At 69.6% G+C, this 16,102-nt stretch carries 18 protein-coding genes and 4 pseudogenes; 10 read left to right on the forward strand and 12 right to left on the reverse strand.

Features of this window, described 5'->3' with window-relative positions:
- The 3 genes from ACZ499_RS15205 (at window position 1) to ACZ499_RS15215 (ending at window position 1,908) form a co-directional block, all read left to right on the forward strand.
- Window positions 1-864: a heavy metal-binding domain-containing protein gene (locus ACZ499_RS15205; RefSeq protein ID WP_468675221.1), complete on the forward strand. Its 864-nt coding sequence runs from the start codon at window positions 1-3 to the stop codon at window positions 862-864.
- Window positions 857-1,249 (forward strand): hypothetical protein, encoded by a 393-nt coding sequence (locus ACZ499_RS15210; RefSeq protein ID WP_468675223.1) that lies wholly within the window; start codon window positions 857-859, stop codon window positions 1,247-1,249. Before ACZ499_RS15205 ends, ACZ499_RS15210 begins: the two co-directional genes overlap by 8 nt.
- Window positions 1,250-1,452: 203 nt before the next feature.
- A complete protein-coding gene (locus ACZ499_RS15215) occupies window positions 1,453-1,908 on the forward strand; it encodes an ASCH domain-containing protein (RefSeq protein WP_468675225.1) in 456 nt (151 codons plus the stop codon).
- A 151-nt stretch (window positions 1,909-2,059) separates the two neighbouring features.
- On the opposite strand, the gene ACZ499_RS15220 is transcribed toward ACZ499_RS15215, so the two are convergent.
- Window positions 2,060-2,272 carry an outer membrane protein assembly factor BamB family protein gene (locus tag ACZ499_RS15220; protein WP_468675227.1) on the reverse strand — a complete coding sequence of 71 codons (213 nt, stop codon included), beginning with the start codon at window positions 2,270-2,272 and terminating at the stop codon, window positions 2,060-2,062.
- A 115-nt stretch (window positions 2,273-2,387) separates the two neighbouring features.
- On the opposite strand from ACZ499_RS15220, the gene ACZ499_RS15225 reads away from it, so the two are divergent.
- Window positions 2,388-3,092 carry a class I SAM-dependent methyltransferase gene (locus tag ACZ499_RS15225; protein WP_468675229.1) on the forward strand — a complete coding sequence of 235 codons (705 nt, stop codon included), beginning with the start codon at window positions 2,388-2,390 and terminating at the stop codon, window positions 3,090-3,092.
- Here ACZ499_RS15225 and ACZ499_RS15230 read toward each other — a convergent pair.
- Window positions 3,045-3,506 (reverse strand): MarR family winged helix-turn-helix transcriptional regulator, encoded by a 462-nt coding sequence (locus tag ACZ499_RS15230; protein WP_468675231.1) that lies wholly within the window; start codon window positions 3,504-3,506, stop codon window positions 3,045-3,047. The genes ACZ499_RS15225 and ACZ499_RS15230 overlap by 48 nt on opposite strands.
- A gap of 509 nt (window positions 3,507-4,015) precedes the next feature.
- Between ACZ499_RS15230 and ACZ499_RS15235 the strand changes: the two genes are divergently transcribed.
- Window positions 4,016-5,251 (forward strand): MFS transporter, encoded by a 1,236-nt coding sequence (locus ACZ499_RS15235; protein ID WP_468675233.1) that lies wholly within the window; start codon window positions 4,016-4,018, stop codon window positions 5,249-5,251.
- Between the two features lie 52 nt (window positions 5,252-5,303).
- Here ACZ499_RS15235 and ACZ499_RS15240 read toward each other — a convergent pair whose 3' ends face one another.
- The 3 genes and pseudogenes from ACZ499_RS15240 to ACZ499_RS15250 form a co-directional block, all read right to left on the reverse strand.
- On the reverse strand, window positions 5,304-5,783 hold the full coding sequence (locus tag ACZ499_RS15240) for a hemerythrin domain-containing protein (protein ID WP_468675235.1): 480 nt from the start codon (window positions 5,781-5,783) through the stop codon (window positions 5,304-5,306).
- A gap of 240 nt (window positions 5,784-6,023) precedes the next feature.
- Complete coding sequence (locus tag ACZ499_RS15245; RefSeq protein ID WP_468675237.1) at window positions 6,024-6,350, reverse strand: plasmid stabilization protein; 327 nt, start codon at window positions 6,348-6,350, stop codon at window positions 6,024-6,026.
- A gap of 161 nt (window positions 6,351-6,511) precedes the next feature.
- Window positions 6,512-6,929: pseudogene (locus tag ACZ499_RS15250) on the reverse strand (FAD-dependent oxidoreductase); the annotation flags it as partial.
- A gap of 395 nt (window positions 6,930-7,324) precedes the next feature.
- Between ACZ499_RS15250 and ACZ499_RS15255 the strand changes: the two are divergent.
- Both ACZ499_RS15255 and ACZ499_RS15260 read left to right on the forward strand, forming a co-directional pair.
- Window positions 7,325-7,621, forward strand: coding sequence for a hypothetical protein (locus ACZ499_RS15255; RefSeq protein WP_468675239.1), 297 nt, complete (start codon window positions 7,325-7,327; stop codon window positions 7,619-7,621).
- A pseudogene (locus tag ACZ499_RS15260) lies at window positions 7,597-7,788 on the forward strand (hypothetical protein); the annotation flags it as partial. The gene ACZ499_RS15255 and the pseudogene ACZ499_RS15260, both read left to right, overlap by 25 nt.
- Window positions 7,789-7,937: 149 nt before the next feature.
- Here ACZ499_RS15260 and ACZ499_RS15265 read toward each other — a convergent pair.
- Window positions 7,938-8,495 (reverse strand): hemerythrin domain-containing protein, encoded by a 558-nt coding sequence (locus ACZ499_RS15265; RefSeq protein ID WP_468675242.1) that lies wholly within the window; start codon window positions 8,493-8,495, stop codon window positions 7,938-7,940.
- A gap of 546 nt (window positions 8,496-9,041) precedes the next feature.
- On the opposite strand from ACZ499_RS15265, the gene ACZ499_RS15270 reads away from it, so the two are divergent.
- Window positions 9,042-9,566 carry a hypothetical protein gene (locus ACZ499_RS15270; RefSeq protein WP_468675244.1) on the forward strand — a complete coding sequence of 175 codons (525 nt, stop codon included), beginning with the start codon at window positions 9,042-9,044 and terminating at the stop codon, window positions 9,564-9,566.
- 471 nt (window positions 9,567-10,037) lie between these two features.
- Here ACZ499_RS15270 and ACZ499_RS15275 read toward each other — a convergent pair whose 3' ends face one another.
- Window positions 10,038-10,292, reverse strand: a complete 255-nt coding sequence (locus ACZ499_RS15275; protein WP_468675247.1) for a hypothetical protein — start codon at window positions 10,290-10,292, stop codon at window positions 10,038-10,040.
- 174 nt (window positions 10,293-10,466) lie between these two features.
- On the opposite strand from ACZ499_RS15275, the gene ACZ499_RS15280 reads away from it, so the two are divergent.
- A complete protein-coding gene (locus tag ACZ499_RS15280; RefSeq protein ID WP_468675249.1) occupies window positions 10,467-11,372 on the forward strand; it encodes a DUF72 domain-containing protein in 906 nt (301 codons plus the stop codon).
- Between the two features lie 34 nt (window positions 11,373-11,406).
- On the opposite strand, the pseudogene ligD reads toward ACZ499_RS15280, so the two are convergent.
- The 3 genes and pseudogenes from ligD to ACZ499_RS15295 form a co-directional block, all read right to left on the reverse strand.
- Window positions 11,407-11,984: pseudogene (ligD, locus tag ACZ499_RS15285) on the reverse strand (non-homologous end-joining DNA ligase LigD).
- Entirely contained in the window at window positions 11,981-12,265 is a 285-nt protein-coding gene (locus ACZ499_RS15290; RefSeq protein WP_468675251.1) for an ATP dependent DNA ligase, read from the reverse strand. The pseudogene ligD and the gene ACZ499_RS15290 overlap by 4 nt, the downstream one beginning before the upstream one ends.
- A gap of 78 nt (window positions 12,266-12,343) precedes the next feature.
- The gene (locus ACZ499_RS15295) at window positions 12,344-12,973 is read right to left on the reverse strand and encodes a DNA polymerase ligase N-terminal domain-containing protein (protein ID WP_468675253.1); all 630 of its coding nucleotides are present in this window, start codon (window positions 12,971-12,973) and stop codon (window positions 12,344-12,346) included.
- Between the two features lie 287 nt (window positions 12,974-13,260).
- On the opposite strand from ACZ499_RS15295, the pseudogene ACZ499_RS15300 reads away from it, so the two are divergent.
- Window positions 13,261-13,323, forward strand: a pseudogene (locus tag ACZ499_RS15300) (hypothetical protein); the annotation flags it as partial.
- Between the two features lie 246 nt (window positions 13,324-13,569).
- Here ACZ499_RS15300 and ACZ499_RS15305 read toward each other — a convergent pair.
- Together ACZ499_RS15305 and ACZ499_RS15310 are read right to left on the reverse strand one after the other, a co-directional pair.
- Window positions 13,570-14,859: a phosphatase PAP2 family protein gene (locus ACZ499_RS15305; protein WP_468675474.1), complete on the reverse strand. Its 1,290-nt coding sequence runs from the start codon at window positions 14,857-14,859 to the stop codon at window positions 13,570-13,572.
- A gap of 511 nt (window positions 14,860-15,370) precedes the next feature.
- Window positions 15,371-16,102: nucleotide disphospho-sugar-binding domain-containing protein (locus tag ACZ499_RS15310; RefSeq protein ID WP_468675255.1), on the reverse strand; the 732-nt coding region annotated here is incomplete at its 5' end.

A 16,102-nucleotide genomic window follows, 5' to 3' on the forward strand; every position in this document is an offset into this window, starting at 1 on the left:
ATGACCGAGCGAACGGGGCAGGAACTGCCCGGGAGAGCCGCGCAGCCGGCGGCGGAGGGCGTGCCCGAGGACGCGATGCGGCGGCTGGCGCAGCTCCAGCCGGGGGAAAAGGGCTCGCTCTTCACCTCGGACCTGACGGTGAACGAGTTCCTACTGGTGCGCGAGGTCGGCTTCCGCCCGCTCGGCCTGGTCCTCGGCTCCTCGGTCTACCACGTCGGCCTCCAGCTCGGCCGGTGGTCGAAGAACCAGGAGCTGACCAAGCTGTCACAGGCCATGTACCACGCGCGCGAGCTGGCGATGGGCCGGATGGAGGCGGAGGCGAGCGCTCTGGGGGCGGACGGGATCGTGGGGGTGCGACTGGACATCGAGTTCAAGGAATTCGGCTCGGACATCGCCGAGTTCATCGCGATCGGCACGGCGGTGAAGGCGGACGGTGCGGACCCGGGACCGGGCGGGACCTGGCTCAACAACAAGGGCAAGCCGTTCACCTCGGACCTGTCCGGCCAGGATTTCTGGACGTTGATCCGGGCCGGTTACGCGCCGCTGGACATGGTCATGGGGTCGTGCGTCTACCACGTGGCGCACCAGCGCTTCGCTCAAGTGCTGAGCAGCACAGGCCGCAATGTCGAGATCGAGCCGTTCACCCAGGCACTCTACGATGCACGCGAGCTGGCGATGAGCCGCATGCAGGCGGAGGGCAATGCCCTGGAGGCCGAGGGGATCGTGGCCGTCCAGCTGAGGCAGCACTCGCACAACTGGGGGACGCACACCACCGAGTTCTTCGCCATCGGGACAGCGGTGCGCCCGCTTCGCGACGACCACATCATCGAGCGGCCGACCATGGTGCTGAGCCTCGATGCCTGAGAGGGAAGTGGAACTCCTGGCTGCGGCGCTGCGTCAGGACAGTGCGGACCTGAACCTCTACGCCAAGGTGCTGTCGGCCAACCTGGCGGACTCACTGCCGCCCGGCGCTGTGCGGGTCAAGCGTAGGCGTTCCGTCGCGGAAAGGGTGGCCGGGCGCGAGGGTTCGGTCGCCGAACTGGACGTCGCGCTCGGGGAGCAGCGGCTCCGGCTGCGGATGGATGGGGGTCGGGTGGCCGGCGAGATCTGCCACGAGGTGCGGGGCATCGTGCTCTCGCGGCGCCACGTGGGCCTGGACGAGTGGATCGATGTCCTGGCCCAGGCTCTGGCTGACGCTGCGACCTCGAATGCCCGTGCCCGCGAGGCCGTCGAGCGCTTCCTGGCCTGACGGTTGCCGACCCCGTCGGACATCGCCTGAGCCTGTCCGGTGGGCCATGTCCCGACGGTTTCCTCGGGCAATGGGGTGTGAATGGCCTCTCTCCTGCCTGCCTTCACCCGCTGCGCGGTCGCCCCTCAGCCATTCCCCTGTCCGTCCGTCGCCCTGCCCGTTATTGCTGCCGGTTTGAGCAAGCGGGTCGCTACTGTGACCGTATGACCACTGACGCCGTCTCTCCCGATGACATCGCATCGCTGCCCCGGGCCGAGTTCGCCTTCCCCGGCCCGCTGCGTGACCGGCTCGTCGCGGCCGTCCTCAGTGGTTCCAAGACCTCCACCACCGGACTGATGATCGGCTACGAGCATGAAGGGGAGCCGCTGCCAGCCATCGGGAGCCGTGCGGTGGTCGTCGACTCGGACGACCGTCCGGTCGCGGTCATCGAGGTCACCAGCGTGCGTGTCGTACCTCTTGCGCAGGTGGATTTCGCTCACGTGGTGGATGAAGGGGAAGGCGACACCAGCATCGCCGAGTGGCGGGCGAACCACGAGCGGTTCTGGCACAGCGACGAGATGCGCGCAGCGTTGGAAGACCCGGAATTCACTGTGGACGACGCGACGTTGGTGGTTCTGGAACGCTTCCGCCTCATCGCCGACCTTCGCCCGGCTGCTTGACCATCCGTTCACCACTGCTTGCTTGACCTGGCGCAAGACGCCGAAACGGCCGTGATCAGCCGCCACCCGAGGCCCGTCGCCTGGTGCGGGAATCCATTCCAGCGCGTACGAAGCCGAGTTCGCGGTACGAGCCACACCCATCGACGAGCACTCAAGGTGACGGCGCACTGGTGGCATCCATCGCGTGCAGCTGCTTGCCACCACAGACGTACACCAGCCCGCCGGACACGACCACTGAGCCACTACCGGTATTGGCGCACACCCACTTCAGCTTGCCGTTGGCGGCATTCACCGCATGGAGCTGCCCGCTGAAGGTGGTGTAGTACGCCACGCCGCCGGCCACCCCAGCCGGAGCACCGGACACGAGGGCGAGGTGAGACTCCCACCGCTGCTCACCGGTGGGGGCAGGGCTGGTGATAATCTATCCTCCTGTCAAATTGCTCAAAGGCTCTTCCCAACATGCGGAGGTACGAGCGCAGATGACGGATTCGGCGGAGTTCTGGGACCGTCGGTACACCCATGGCGACATCGGCTGGACACTCGTTCCCCATCCGCTGGCGGTCGCGGAGCTCGCACTCGTACCGCCGGACACATCCGCCGAGCCGAACACGCCGCAGCGCATGGCCCTCGACCTCGGTGCGGGTGCCGGACGCCACGCACTGTGGCTCGCCCGCCGCGGCTGGCGGGTGACAGCCGTGGACTTCTCAGCGACGGCCCTGGAGCGCACCCGCCGACAGGCCGCGGCCGAGGAACTGGATGTGACGACCGTCCTCGCGGATCTGGATTCCCACGAGCCGCGGCAGGGCGCCTTCGGCCTCATCCTCATCGCGTACGTGCACACCGAGCCGCCGCAGCGTGCCGCGCTGCTGGCCCGTGCGGCCAGGGCGCTGGCTCCGGGCGGACGGCTGGTCGTCGTGGGGCACCATCTCGACAACCTCGGCAGGGGCCTCGAAGGCCCGTCCGATGCGGAGCGGATGTTCACCCCGGAGCGCCTCTCCGCCGAACTCCCGGATCTGCGCATCGAACGGGCCGAGCGAGTGGTCCACACCGTCACCACCGCGTCGGGCGAGCGCGAGTCGTACGCCACCGTGATCAGGGCCGGTCGCGCTACCGCCGGCCAACCGGGCCTACCACCCTCAGAGGCCGGGCTGCCGCGCCACGAGACGCATCAGGAGATTCCGTAGGGCTTCACGCTCCTCGGCGGACAGGGGGCTGAGGAACTCCTGATGGACCTCGGTCAGCACCTCCTGCGCCTCCCGCAGCCGTGCGCTACCCCGTTCGGTCAGATGCAGTGCCGAGGTCCGGCGATCAGGGCCGCGTCTGCGCTCCATCAGCCCCGCCCCCTCCAGCTTGTCGACCAGGGCGACGATGGTCGTGCGGTCGATCCGGAGCTTGCAGCCCACGGCCCGCTGGTTCAGCCCCGGTTCGGCTTCGATGACGCTCAGGACGCCGAATTGACGCATCGTCACCTGCAGGGGACACAGATCCCGTTCGGCGTGTCCCGTGACCGCTTGGGCGGCTTTGCGCAACAGGAAGCCGTGCCACTGCTGAAGCCCTTCGAACAAAGGCCGATCCTCCACGCCGAGTTCCCCGCTCACCGTCATTCTTCCGGCTCCCCTCCAGCGAACGTCAGGAATGGCGCACGGTCTGCCCCAGAGCACTTGACGGCCCGACCGGCGTTCCCTCACGCTTCGGATCTGACAGCGACACTGACTGTCTTTTAGACAGAACATCAATGCTGCCGCGACCCGTCAAGCCTTCAACAGAGGGCGTGATGGCGTGGTGGCCTGCGTCATCGAATCCGCGCGCCCGATCGAGCGCCGCGACGGGGGGGCGCCCTTCTACCCGAGCCGGGGGCACCTCGCGCGTGCGCACCCGTGACCAGGCGGGCACGTTGCCAGTTCCCTCAACTGAACCTTCACGTCAAGCAGTTGGGGCTCGGCGGCCCGGCCCCGCGTTGACGATTCCGTCGGGCAGTCCCATACTAACCAATCAGAGCCTCTGACTATCAGCCCCATTGATTAATCGGCCCTTCCGGGACAGTCATGGAGGCAAGGGCGTAGGCAGCCGCAGCCCGTCAGCAGGCCACCTGGCCGGAGGGAACAGCATGAACAAGCACGCCAACGACGCCCAGGACATGCGGCTGATCTACGCCGGCTCCTTCCTCGGCAACTTCGACCGGATCGTGATCACCCCACTGCTGCTGCCCGCGTCCAAGGGCCTGGGGGTCAGCGTCTCCTCCGTCACCATCGCGCTCACCGCCTACCTGCTGCTGTTCGGCCTGATGCAGCCCGTCCACGGCCTCGTCTCCGACGTGTACGGGCGTGTACGGGTCATGCGAGCGGCCCTGTTCAGCATGTGTGTCGCCGACGTGGTGTCCGCTCTCGCCCCCAACTTGGGCGTACTCATCCTCGGACGCGCACTCGCGGGCGCCTCGGCGGCCGCCCTGCTGCCGGTGATGGTGGCGTACGTGGGCGACCGACTGCCCTTCGCCCAGCGGCAGCGGACCGTGGCGAGCGTCCTGGCGGCCGGAGCGGTCGGCACGGCCGGCGCGACCGTGATCGCCGGTGTGTTCACCCACCTGTGGAGCTGGCGCGCGGCGATCCTGCTGGTCGCGATCTGCTCACCGCTGCTCGCCCTCGCCTTCGGCCGCCTGCCGGAAGCCTCCGCCCCGGCGCCCAGCGGCACGAGCGTCAAGGCCCGGCTCGGCATGGTCTTCCGTATCGGCTGGTTCCGGTTCCTCGTGGTCTTCGCGCTCTTCGAGGGCGCGGCCATGCTGGGCTTCTTCAACTTCTTCAACACCGCGCTGCAGTCGGGAGGGCACAGCGTCGTGTACGCCGGCCTCGTCACCGGCAGCTACGGCCTGGCCGCGGTGGCCGGCGGCGTGGCGGTACGCACCCTGGGCGACCGGGTGTCGGCGGCGACCCACTTCGGCGTGGGCAGCGTACTGCTCGGTGTGGGCTACCTGGTCTGCGTACCCGCCCAGTCGATGGTCACCGTGCTGGCGGGCAGCGTTCTGTCCGGACTCGCCTTCGCGTTGGTCCAGTCCATCGTGCAGACCTGGGGAACCGAGGTCGCGCCGCCCCAAGTACGCGGCATCGCCACCTCGCTGGTGGCCAGCGCCGTGTACACCGGAGCCGCCCTCAGCACGTTCCTGGTGAGCGGGCTGGCAGACGACAAGCACTTCGGCACGCTCTTCGCGATCGCCGCCGCCGTGACCCTGCCCGTGGCACTCGTCGGGCCGGTCGCCCGCGCGCGCTTCTCGGCCGCACTGGCCGGCCGACACGAACAGCAGCAGCCGGCCGAGCCGCCATCGGCACGCCCGGCGAACCAGAACCCGTAGTGCGACGGCAGCCGAGCGCACGGCGAACTCGGTGCCGCTCAGCCTGGAGCTGTCAGGCGGCCACGGTGTCCCACATCTGCTGCTGGGAAGGGCGATGCGGGCGCTGAGGAGCACGCTCGGCGAGCCTCATCATCCAGGCGCCGATCTCCTGCAGTTCCTTGCGGCCGACGGCGGCCCGTACACGCGGGAACCACCTGTCGTCCTCGGCGTCCATGTGCCGTTCGACGATGTCCATCAGCAAGCGGGCCTTGGCGTCGAAGGCAACGTCGTCAGGGCGCATGTCGTACAGCTCAGCGGCCAGCACGTCCGCGATGTGGTGCTCCTCCACGAAACCCAAGATGTCCGGCTCGGTCTCCGGAACCAGGACGCAGACGCGCGGATACATCCCTTCCCGCTCGATGTACGTGTACACGGTCAGTGCGCGCAAGAAGGGCTCCACGGCCTCGGCATTCCGCTCGACGCGGTAGGAGCGGATCAGCCGCCTGATCTCCTTGTGGCCTTCCCTCAGCATCACGATCGCATCGGTGGACATGGGCAGCTCCCTGAGGCACAGGACTCACTTCCGTGCCAGCCCCATACCCGACAAACCCGACGATCATGCGCCGGGCTTTCGGGGGTGCTCGTCCGTCGTTGCGCGTTCACGGATAGTTGTCGCGGCCCGGCAGGTGGATGACGGTCCGGCCGCGCACGCCCCTGCCGCGGCGGACACACCAGGGCGCGGGATCGGGCGATCAGGTTCCCGGACCTCGGATCCGGGAACAGGCGCATTCCGTCACGTGCTGCCAAGTGCGCGCTTGAGCTGGGCCTTGTTCATGTCGGAGCGGCCGTGGATGCTGCGGCGCCGGGCTTCGGAGTAGAGCTGGTCGTACGTCGGCCCCTGGGAGCCGCCGTGCGAGCGCCGGCCGCCGCGCTGGGAGGACGACATGTCCTGCGTGGAGCTCTTGCCGGCGGTCTTCGACTCACCGGAGCGCGCACGCTCCTTGTTGACCGTGCGGGCGGCGATCTCCTTCGCCCGCTTCGTGCTCTCGCCGCGCTCTTCGGCGCTCTCCTTGATGTGCTCGTACTGGCGTTCCCGCTTCGGGCTGGATCCACGAGGCATGAGGACCTCTTAGCTACTCTGGGTGACTGTTTGCTTGCTCACCTTCACCTTGTGCTGTTGGCACCGGCTCCGCAATCGGGCGGAGGCCAGTGAGGTTCGGCCGTCGACGGGCCCCGGGAGGGCAGGAAGGGCCCGTCAGAGGTCGCGTCGCTCAAGCGGCCGGGTGACCGCGCCGTCAGCCGGTCGCCGACGAAGTGCCGGGCCACGTGCGCCTGATGCTGGAGGAAGGTCGGTGCCTCGCGCACTACCGAGCCCAGCCGCCGCGGGTCGTACAGGCCGCTCCACGCCGGGCTCTGGCCCCCGATCAGCTTTGCCAGGAGTTGGCCCGCCATCATGCCACCGCTCATACCCCAGCCCCCGAAACCGGTCGCCACGTAGGTGTGACGGCTGCCGGTGTGGAGCGGGCCGGTGAGCGGTACGGAGTCGGTGGAGTCGTTGTCCTGGGTGGCCCAGCGGTGGGTGAAGGTGAAGCGGTCCGAAGTGTTCCGTGGCCCAGTCGGCGAGGCGCTCGAAACCCTTGCCCGCATCGCCGGTGCCCGGCGCGAAGTGCTCGCCGGTGACGATCAGCAGCCGTTGTCCGCGCCCGCGCCGGGATCGGCACCAACCATCTGGACGGCAACGCCCGTCTGTGCACCGCCACCGCGGCCGAGGCACTCAAGGAGTCGTTCGGCTGCGACGGCCAGCCCGGTTCGTATACCGATGTGGACCACGCGGACACCATCGCGCTGTTCGGGCACGACATGGCCGAGACGCAGCCGGTGCTGGGATGCGCGTGCAGGACCGGCTGGAGGGCGGAGATCCGCCGCGTCTGCTGTGCGTGGACCCGCGCCCCACCATGGTGGCCCGGCGTGCCGACGTTCATCTGGCGCCCCGCGTCGGGACGAATGTCGCCCTGCTCAACGCGCTGCTGCACGAGGTGATCCGGCGCGACCAGGTCGACCGCGCTTTCGTGGAGGCGCATACGGTGGGCTTCGATGAGCTGTGCGAACAGGTACCGGGGCATCAGCTGGGCCCACCCCGATGTCTGCGAGAGCTACGGCAAGGACCTGGTCACCGGAGCCACCGTCGAGCCCGTGGAGTACCGGTCCCTCAACCCTGACGGCAGGGCCGTCATCAAGGCCGCCGAATACCTGACACCGCACGAGGACACCAGTGACGAGTACCCCCTCCAGCTGACCACCGGCCTCACCCCTACCACTTCCACACCCGCACCAAGACCGGCCTCGTCCCCCAGCTCAACGCCGCGGCACCGCAGGTGTGGGCCGAACTGAGTCCCACCGAGGCGGCCGCGCAGGACCTCCAGGAGGGCGACCTGGCCCGGATCACCAGCAAGTCGGGCTCGCTGCAGCCCGTATACGTATCACCGGCATCCGCGACGGACTCGTCTTCGTACCCTTCCACTACGGGTAGGGACACCCCCGGCGGCCATCGCCCCGCCTCCGAAGCGGAGAGCCGGACCGCGAACGAGACGACCATCACCGACTGGGACCCGGTCTCCAACCCCGCAAGCCCGGGCGCCGGGCGCGGAAGCGGCACCGCCCCCGAGGCCGCTACGGGCGTGTCGGGGGCGGTGGTGGAGGGCCAGGGCTACTTTCCCCGGCCGGTGACGAAGTCGCGGGCGCGGTCGACGAGTCCGGCACCGGGGGCGAGGAGCTTGTTGCCGGGCGGGGTGTCGGGGGCGCTGGGGTGCGGGCGGGTGGGCGCCACCTTCTTCGCCATACGGATCTTGTCACCGAGGTCGTTGAGCTGCTCGGCCGAGCAGGCATCGGCCAGAGCCGGGAAGAGGTTGTCCTCCTCGTCGGCCACGTGCGCGCCGACCTCGGCGATCACCTGTGCGACCAGAGCGTCGAAGCCGACGTCGCCCACCGAGGCCTTCTCCAGGTCCTTGAGGAGCTGCTCGACGGTGGCATGGTCCTTGAGCTCCCGGTCGGCGATGGTGTCGCCATCGGGCACGTGCTCGCGCACCGCGGGGTAGAGGTACATCTCCTCCGCCACGGAGTGGCGCACGAGCTCGATGGTGAACTGGTCCGCGAGCTCCTTGCGCTTCTCGTCACCCGGAGGCAGCGCCTGGATCTTGTCGAACATCTCCTCCACCTCGCGGTGGTCGGCCTTCAGCTCCGCGATGACGTTCCCGCCGTGTCCCATGGGATGCCTTTCCTCGTGTGCTTGTCGGGTGCTCGGCTGCCCGCCGGGGCGGCCGAGCAGTACGGGTTCCCGCCTCGATCCTCACCACACCCCGCCCCCACCGCCACCGCACACCCCTTCGCCTCTGCGGGCGTCAGCCGCCAAGAAGTTCCTTGCCCCGCCACCGCGCCGCCGTATGACTTCCCTCCCGGATCCGGGGTAGACACCCTCCGAATCGGGGTAGACCCGGTGGACCGGGGATCCGGTCCAGTTCAGGTGGTGATCGTGATGCGCCAAGTCCTCATCAAACGGCCGCAGGCCCCGGCCCCCAGGCCGCCGCTGGACCTTCGCACGCCCAGCGGGCGCCCTCTCCCCTACTGACGAGGCTGACGAGGGGGCGGTCCGCGTGGGCGCGGTGACGAGTGGGGCCGTGACGCGGGTCATGGAAAGAGCACCGGCACTTCCGTACGCTGGCAGGCCATGACCGGGGCAGCGCGGCCCCGTACCGCAGCTCGCGGAACCGGGCCACACCGGGCAGGGCGAGCCAGCCCCGAGGACACCATCACCGTGGCCACCGACCTGACACCCGTCATATCCGCCTCCGCCCGCTGGCTCCTGGCCGCCTATCCGCCGCCCCCGGGAGCGCTCAACCAGGCCCTGGCCGAAGCCCAGGCGCGGCAGGCGAGCGCCCTCGCCGCCGCTCTGCGCTTCCCCACCAGCCTCGACGTGCAGCTGCTCCATCTGCTCGCGCCCAGCGGCGCCGACCGCCTGGACTGGCTCACCGGCGCCGTCGCGGACACCGACGACAGCGCCTGGCGGACCTGGGCCGACGAGACCGTCGTCAGCTGGGCCGCCTGCCTGCTCGCCGACCCCGCCCTGGCCGACGCGGCCGCCGATCACGCTCTGACCAACCCCGAGCACGCCCCGGCAGCGGCGGGCGGGCTCCAGCGCCTGACCTGCCCGAACGTACGGGATACCGATGCCGCGGTCCTGCTGCGCCACCCCGACCTGCTGGAGCCCGTCGCCGCCCTGCACCGCCCGCAGCTGCTGGGTCTGCTGGGCGTGCTGGAGAGCGACGACGCCGTCGCCTGACACGGGCCCCGGCCCGGCCCCACCGCGTCAGCGCGACGGACGCTCGCTGAGGTCGCACCAGGCCACGGCACCCTCCTGGAGACTGCCCAGGGCCAGCCGCCCCTCGTACTCGGACACACCGGTCACCATCCGGTACCCGCGTCCCCGCAGTTCGCGCACCACCCGGCCGTACGGTGTCCACCTCGACCACACGGGCGCCGCCAAGGACCGGCGGGGGCGGCAGACGCCGGGCCGGTGCCGCCACTGCCCGGCGCACCCGGGGTGCGGGCAGAGGGCCGCCCGCCGGGTCGTCGCTACGGAAGGCTGCGCGCTGGTCCTGCTTGTGGTCGCTCATCGGGCCTCCTCAGCCGTGCCGAACTCGCTCGCGAGCATTCTCGATGGGTCCTCTCCGTGGGGATCATGGATCGGTGTCGGTCCTCGCGCGGCTGCCGAAGGCTCGAGAGCTGCGACGGCTCCAAGGGCTCCGACGGCTCAATCCGGTGACTCGTCGGGCACCGGGTGCCCCGGCCGCCCGTTCCCCGAGTGGCCTTGCCGACCGGCGCCGGCCTCGTCGGTGTCGGGCGCGGACGGGTCCGGCCGGTCGCCGCGCGTGCTCCGCGCGGCATCACCACCGACCTCCCACGGGTCGTCGGTATCACCGGCCTGCTGGTCCGGCAGATCCCTCGGTATCGGCTCGGGGGCGGGCACTCCGCCCTCTCCTGGGCCCTCGGGCCTGCGGTCGTTCATGGTGCCTGCTCACTTTCGCTCGGCGATCGGTGCTGTCTCCAAGTACCCGGGTGCGCGAGGGCAATGCGTGCCGGTTTCCCGGTGGTGGATCGGCTCGTCAGGGTGCCCGGAGCGCGTTAGGGCCGGGAGCGGAAGGGCATCCGGTCCACTGAGCCTGGAAGGAGGCCTCGTTCTGTGCGATCTGCCCACACCCCCGCACCGGCCGGGCAGACGGACACCCCGGCCGGGATCCTGGTGGGGACCTGCTCCTGGACGGACCCCGCGCTCGTCGCGTCCGGCTGGTATCCGCGCGGCCACCGGGACGCCGAGGGGCGGCTGCGCCACTACGCGTCCCGCTTCTCCGTGGTGGAGACCGATTCCACGTACTACGCGCTGCCGAGCGCGCGCAACTCCCGCCTGTGGGTGGAACGTACTCCGGAGGGATTCACCTTCGACATGAAGGCCTTCGCGCCCTTCACCGGACACCCCGTACGTGCCCGCGCGCTCCCTCCCGAACTGCGGCCGCCCGTTCCGCCCCACACCCTCATACGGGCGGAGAAGTTGTCAAAGGAGACGACGCAGGAGCTGTGGCGGCGGTTTCGCTCGGGCATCGAGCCACTGCGTGCCGCTGGGCGGCTGACCAGCGTGCTCTGCCAGTTTCCGCCCTGGCTGGCGCCTGGCGTACGGGCGTACGACCTCATCGAGCAATGCCGTGTCGGCGCGGGTGTACCCGTGTCGGTCGAGTTCAGACATCCCGGCTGGTTCAGTGAGCCCCAACTACCGGACATACTCGCACATTTGAAACAGCGAGACATCCCCTGGGTGGCTGTCGACGCTCCCACGCTGCCGCCCGTCGTCCACGCCACGTCGTCCCGGCTGTCCGTCGTACGGTTCCACGGGCGCAGCCCGTCATGGGGCACCGGGTCCAAGGAGGCCCGTTACCGGCACCGTTACGCGCCCCACGAGCTGGAACCCTGGGTGCCCCGCATCCGCGCGCTCGCCCGCGACACCGAGCGCGTACACGTGCTGTTCAACAACTGCTGCGCGGACGCAGCCGTGCGGGCCGCCGAGACGATGTCCGGGCTACTCGCTGAAGTCTGACTCCGCAAAGCCTGACTCCGCAAAGTGTGAGTGCTCATTGCCGCATTGCCCGGAGGCCGTTGCGCGCGGCCATGAGGGATCGGGGGCGCGGCGGGTCCTCCCATGGGTTGTCCCTGAGCAGGTCCTCGGCCGTGCTGATGGTCCAGCAGCGTGCGGTGAGCTCCGGGTCCGTGACGTCGGTCCAGGCCAGTGGCGCGGCGACGGGGGCTCCGGGGAGGGCCCGGACCGCGTAGGGAGCGACCGCCGTCTGCGCGTACGCGTTGCGCTGGATGTCCAGGTAGAGCCTGCCCCTGCGAGCCTTCTTCCGCGGCTCGGTGGTGAGTTGGCCGGGGTGGCGCGAGCGAGCAGTTCGGCGACCTCGTGGGCGAAGTTCCGTACGTCGTCGAAGGGTGCCCGGCGGTCGAGGGCCACGACGACGTGGAGGCCGCGCGAGCCGGTCGTCATCACGAGGGAGGGCAGGTCAAGATGGGGCAGCATGCGCCGGGCCGCCCTGCGGTAATAATACGCAGCCAAGTCGGCCTTGGTGATGCCGTCCTGGGGGAAGAGGACCTTCTCCGGCCGGCTCACCTCGACGGTGCGTCCGCCCACGTGGAAGGGTCTCGTCGTGGTCATTGTGTCCTCCCGGCCAGTTGCTCCCGGACCACCTCACGGGCGGGTTTGTCCTCGCGCAGCCCCAGGTGGCGGGGGTGGCGCAACAGGCCCGCGCCGGTCCATTCGGTGAAGGCGACCTGCGCGACCAGCTCGGGGACACCCGGTGGACAGCCCGCTCGTGCACCTGGTCGGCGGGAAAGGGCGGCTGCCGCCGCACGAGGCCGTCGAGGCGGTGACGCAGGGTGGCAGGTGGCGGTGTCGCATCCGGTGCCGGCCTTGGCCGCGTAACGCAGCGTGTCCATCCGGTCTTCGTCGCATGCGCGGCGCGCACTGAGCGTGGCGCGTGGCGCACATCGGTATGAGCCCGTCCGGTTGGCTGTTCATGCCCCGTCGCCGTCCTGGCTCGCGACTTCCGCCTCCACCTGTCCGAGCGTGCGGCCGCTACGGGCCGATCGTGCCCGCCTGGGGTCGGGGGTCCCGTCGGAGGAGGCGTGTTCGTCGGTGTGCTTCACCAGCAGCCACGCCTCGCGCTCCCCGTCCTCATCGGTGCGGAAGCGGGTGAGCGAGTAGCCGCCGTGCAGTTTGCGGCCGTGCAGACTGAACGAGGCGTGGCCCTGTTCCAGTGCCTGGCTCAGGGGGATTTCCTGGCCGTCACGGCTGGAGGAGAGGTTGAGGTAGGTGCCTTCGTCCCACACGATCACCGTGCCGCCGCCGTATTCACCCTTGGGGATGATGCCCTCGAAGTCGCGGTATTCCAGCGGGTGATCCTCGGTCGGGGTCGCGAACCGTTTGTCGTGGGGGTCCTTCGACGGCCCCTTGGGAACGGCGAAGGACTTGAGGACCCCGTCGGCTTCCAGCCGGAAGTCGAAGTGCATGCCTCGCGCGTCATGGATCTGGACGACGAACGAGGGCTTCTCGCCGGGCGGCCGGGAGCTGCGGCCTTGAGGTTCGGCGGTCTTGGAGAAGTCGCGCCGTCGCTGGTAGCGCGCCAGCGCCTTCTTGGCTGTCATGGCAACCTCCTCACGTGCATGGCTCCACGCGTGGTCGCGGGCAGTGTTCTCTGCTCTGGCGCGACTTCCCGTCACCAGGCTGTTTACGCGCGCGGCAGGCGGCCAGGGGCGTTCAGCAGCCCGAGCCCTCGGGAACCACCGGTGACCAGCGCGGACTGCCCGTTCAAGTCCTTCTTGGATCCGCTTCCCGCCATGGGTCACACCTCCATTGGCACACGGCCCGGGTACCCCGTCACGCCTGTCGCATACGGATGATCCAGCACTGGGAACACGAGGCGTAGCCCGAGGTGCACGCCGACGATCTCAACGACTACCTGCGCGAACGGTCCGGCTGTGAGATCACCGCCAAGGACTTCCGGACCTGGCACGCCACGGTGCCGGCCGCCGTGGCCCTGGCGGTCTCGCAGAACACCGCGGACGGCAGCCGGCCCCCCGGATCATCGAGCGACACGAGACCGGCACGACCGTGGCCCCGGTCCTCGGCCGGCTCGGCGAGGACGGGACGTACGGCCGCCCCGCGACCCAGGGCTTCGTCTAGCGGGCCGTCCTCGAACTGCTGGAGAGGGACTGAGGAGGACGTACCCGCGCGGCACGACTCAAACCAGCTCGGGCTGCGGTTGCAATTCCGGTTGCCGCGCCGGTGTGGCCTGCGGCTCCCACGATTTGGTGGTCCGCACATAGCCGTAGACCACGGAGGCCAACGCCAGAAGGAGAAGCGGTCCGAACACCCACGGATGTCCGGCCATTTCCATCGACAGATAGCGATACGACACCAAGAGTGCGGCGAAGACCACCGTGCCATAAGCGACCAGCTGAATTCCTGACCGGTCCCAGCCGCGGTTGAACGAACGCATCATTGCCTCGATCGTGAGTGCGAACACCACACCGGCAATGAGATCCGCGCCGTAGTGGTAGCCGAATCCCAGCGTTGCACTGAGCGTGGCAACCAGCCAGAACGTGCCCGCGTATCGCACGGCCCGCGTGCCCTTGCGGGAATGAATGAAGATCGTGGTGGCCCACGCCGTGTGCAGACTGGGCATGCAGTTGCGAGGGGTGATCTGGTCGTACGGCATCGCGTGCGGGTTGATCGGCGGCGGCGTGTCCGGCCACAGGTTGGCCAGCGCCCAGTGCCCGCCACCGGTGTCGAAGGCGCCGTTGCCGTAGGCGAAGACCGGTCCGACCACCGGGAAGATCATGTAGATGGCCGGCCCGAGGAGCCCGATGACCAGGAAGGTGCGCACCAGATGGTGCTCCGGGAAGCGGCGCTCGACCGCCACCTTACGCAGCTGGTACAGCGCGACGAGAGCCGCTGCCAGCGGAAGCTGACTGTAGACGAGGTGGAGCACATGCGAGCCGACGGGACCGGTGGCCTCGACCACTTGGCCTGCCAGCCACGACGGGTTGCCCAGCGCGTGGTCGGCGGTGGCCACGTACTGGTCGAGCACCATCGGGCGGGTCTTGGACGTGATGAGCAGCCAGGTGTCGCCGGTCTTGTGGCCCGCCACCAGCAGCAGGCCCAGCCCGACCCCCTTCAGCAGCAGGAGACGCTCGCCGCCGGTGCGGCGGGTAACAGCGATGACCGCGCAGCCCAGAATCACCCACAACGCGCCGTTGCCGAAGGCCGGCTTGGCGTCGACCATCCACCGCACCAGCAGGAAAACGGCGTCGATGCCGATTGCGGCACCGAGCGCGATGAACCGCTGCCGCCAGGTGAGCACGACCATCGTCAACGCCATACCGGCGTACAACAGCGGCCCCGATTTGGGGGCGAATATCACCTCCTGTGCCTGATTGACGATCGGACCCGGCAGACCGTAGTGACGCGCGGTGATCTCCAGGCCGATCAGGAATCCGAGGGTTACCACACCCGCCGCAGCCCACAGCATCACCCGCGGCTGACGCCACGCGGCGAAGTCAATTCTGCGAGTTATTCGCGAAAGCACCCGCGATGTTATAGAAGTCAATTGTCCGGCCGATTTGTTAGAATTTAATTGTCTAGGTCATTTCCCGCGCCGGATGGCATAAAGTTCCGGTAAAGGACGGCGTCGTGGGTGAGCGCCGTTCGATCATGTTATCGGAGCGACGCGGGTGGGTTTCGCGGGTCACCGGTCGCGCGAAGATCACTCGATCCCGCGCGCGGGCGGAGCGGCGCAGGCGACAGGTCCAGGGCGCGTGGAGTCATCCGGGCAGTTCACAACGATCGGCCAGCGAGCGCAAGCACCCCTGCGCTACGGCCTGGACGATGCCGACCGCGCCGGGGCTGCAATCGACGCCCGCACGCACTGCCGCCGGGCGGGCGGGCAGACGGAGGTGACGCTCCGGGCAGAGGCGGGCGTCCCGCCGCTCCGCGCGATCGAACCCGCGGCCTCGCGGCCCGCGCGGCGGGGCGGGCAAGGCTCAGCTGAGCATGTCCTCAATGAGGTCGGCGGCCCGCGAGCGGCCACCCTCGGCTCGTACCTCGGCGCGCAGCAGCGCCGAGCGGCGGGCGACCTCCGCGTCGGTGACCAGGTCGTTCAGGGTCGCCCGTAGGGTCTCGGCGGTGGCTTGCGCGGTGGCGACGCGGCGCGCCACGCCCAGTTCCACGAGCCGGTCGGCGTTCATGAACTGTTCGGCACCCTGCGGCACCGCGATCATGGGGACGCCTGCCAGCAGCCCTTCGCTGCAGCCGCCCATACCGGCGTGGGTCACGAAGGCGTCCGCCTGTTCCGGAATCGCCCGCTGAGAGCCCCCGGAGTGCACCTCGGCGTTGGGCGGGATGGCGCCAAGTTCCCGCCGGTCGGTGTACTTGCCGATCTGGAGTACGACGTGCCAGCCGGGCAGATTGCCGTAGGCCGCCAGGCACTGGCGGTAGAGCTCCGGTTGACGGGTGTACGCCGAGCCCAGGGAGATCAGCAGCACGTTCCGCGCATCCGCCGGGCGGGTCCAGCCGTCCGCGCCCACAGGTGCGTCGAAGCAGGGCCCGACGAAGGTCACCACATCGGCGTCGACCCGGTCGGCGTGCGGCTGCATCGCCCGGGTGATCAGCGCCAGGGCCCGCGAGCGAGGGCCGGGGAAGGCGTCCACAGCTGTGGGGGGGGGGGGGGGGGGGGGGGGGGGGGGGGGGGGGGGGGGGGGGAGGGGAGGGGGGGG

The organism is Streptomyces sp. NPDC031265, from assembly GCF_055570295.1.

Bases quoted from the DNA above. Each gene is read 5' to 3' on its own strand.
- ACZ499_RS15205 (WP_468675221.1), top strand. From the start codon at position 1: ATGACCGAGCGAACGGGGCAGGAACTGCCCGGGAGAGCCGCGCAGCCG.
- ACZ499_RS15210 (WP_468675223.1), top strand. From the start codon at position 857: ATGCCTGAGAGGGAAGTGGAACTCCTGGCTGCGGCGCTGCGTCAGGAC.
- ACZ499_RS15215 (WP_468675225.1), top strand. From the start codon at position 1,453: ATGACCACTGACGCCGTCTCTCCCGATGACATCGCATCGCTGCCCCGG.
- ACZ499_RS15225 (WP_468675229.1), top strand. From the start codon at position 2,388: ATGACGGATTCGGCGGAGTTCTGGGACCGTCGGTACACCCATGGCGAC.
- ACZ499_RS15235 (WP_468675233.1), top strand. From the start codon at position 4,016: ATGAACAAGCACGCCAACGACGCCCAGGACATGCGGCTGATCTACGCC.
- ACZ499_RS15240 (WP_468675235.1), bottom strand. From the start codon at position 5,783: ATGTCCACCGATGCGATCGTGATGCTGAGGGAAGGCCACAAGGAGATC.
- ACZ499_RS15245 (WP_468675237.1), bottom strand. From the start codon at position 6,350: ATGCCTCGTGGATCCAGCCCGAAGCGGGAACGCCAGTACGAGCACATC.
- ACZ499_RS15255 (WP_468675239.1), top strand. From the start codon at position 7,325: ATGAGCTGTGCGAACAGGTACCGGGGCATCAGCTGGGCCCACCCCGAT.
- ACZ499_RS15265 (WP_468675242.1), bottom strand. From the start codon at position 8,495: ATGGGACACGGCGGGAACGTCATCGCGGAGCTGAAGGCCGACCACCGC.
- ACZ499_RS15275 (WP_468675247.1), bottom strand. From the start codon at position 10,292: ATGAACGACCGCAGGCCCGAGGGCCCAGGAGAGGGCGGAGTGCCCGCC.
- ACZ499_RS15290 (WP_468675251.1), bottom strand. From the start codon at position 12,265: ATGGACACGCTGCGTTACGCGGCCAAGGCCGGCACCGGATGCGACACC.
- ACZ499_RS15295 (WP_468675253.1), bottom strand. From the start codon at position 12,973: ATGACAGCCAAGAAGGCGCTGGCGCGCTACCAGCGACGGCGCGACTTC.
- ACZ499_RS15305 (WP_468675474.1), bottom strand. From the start codon at position 14,859: ATGCTGTGGGCTGCGGCGGGTGTGGTAACCCTCGGATTCCTGATCGGC.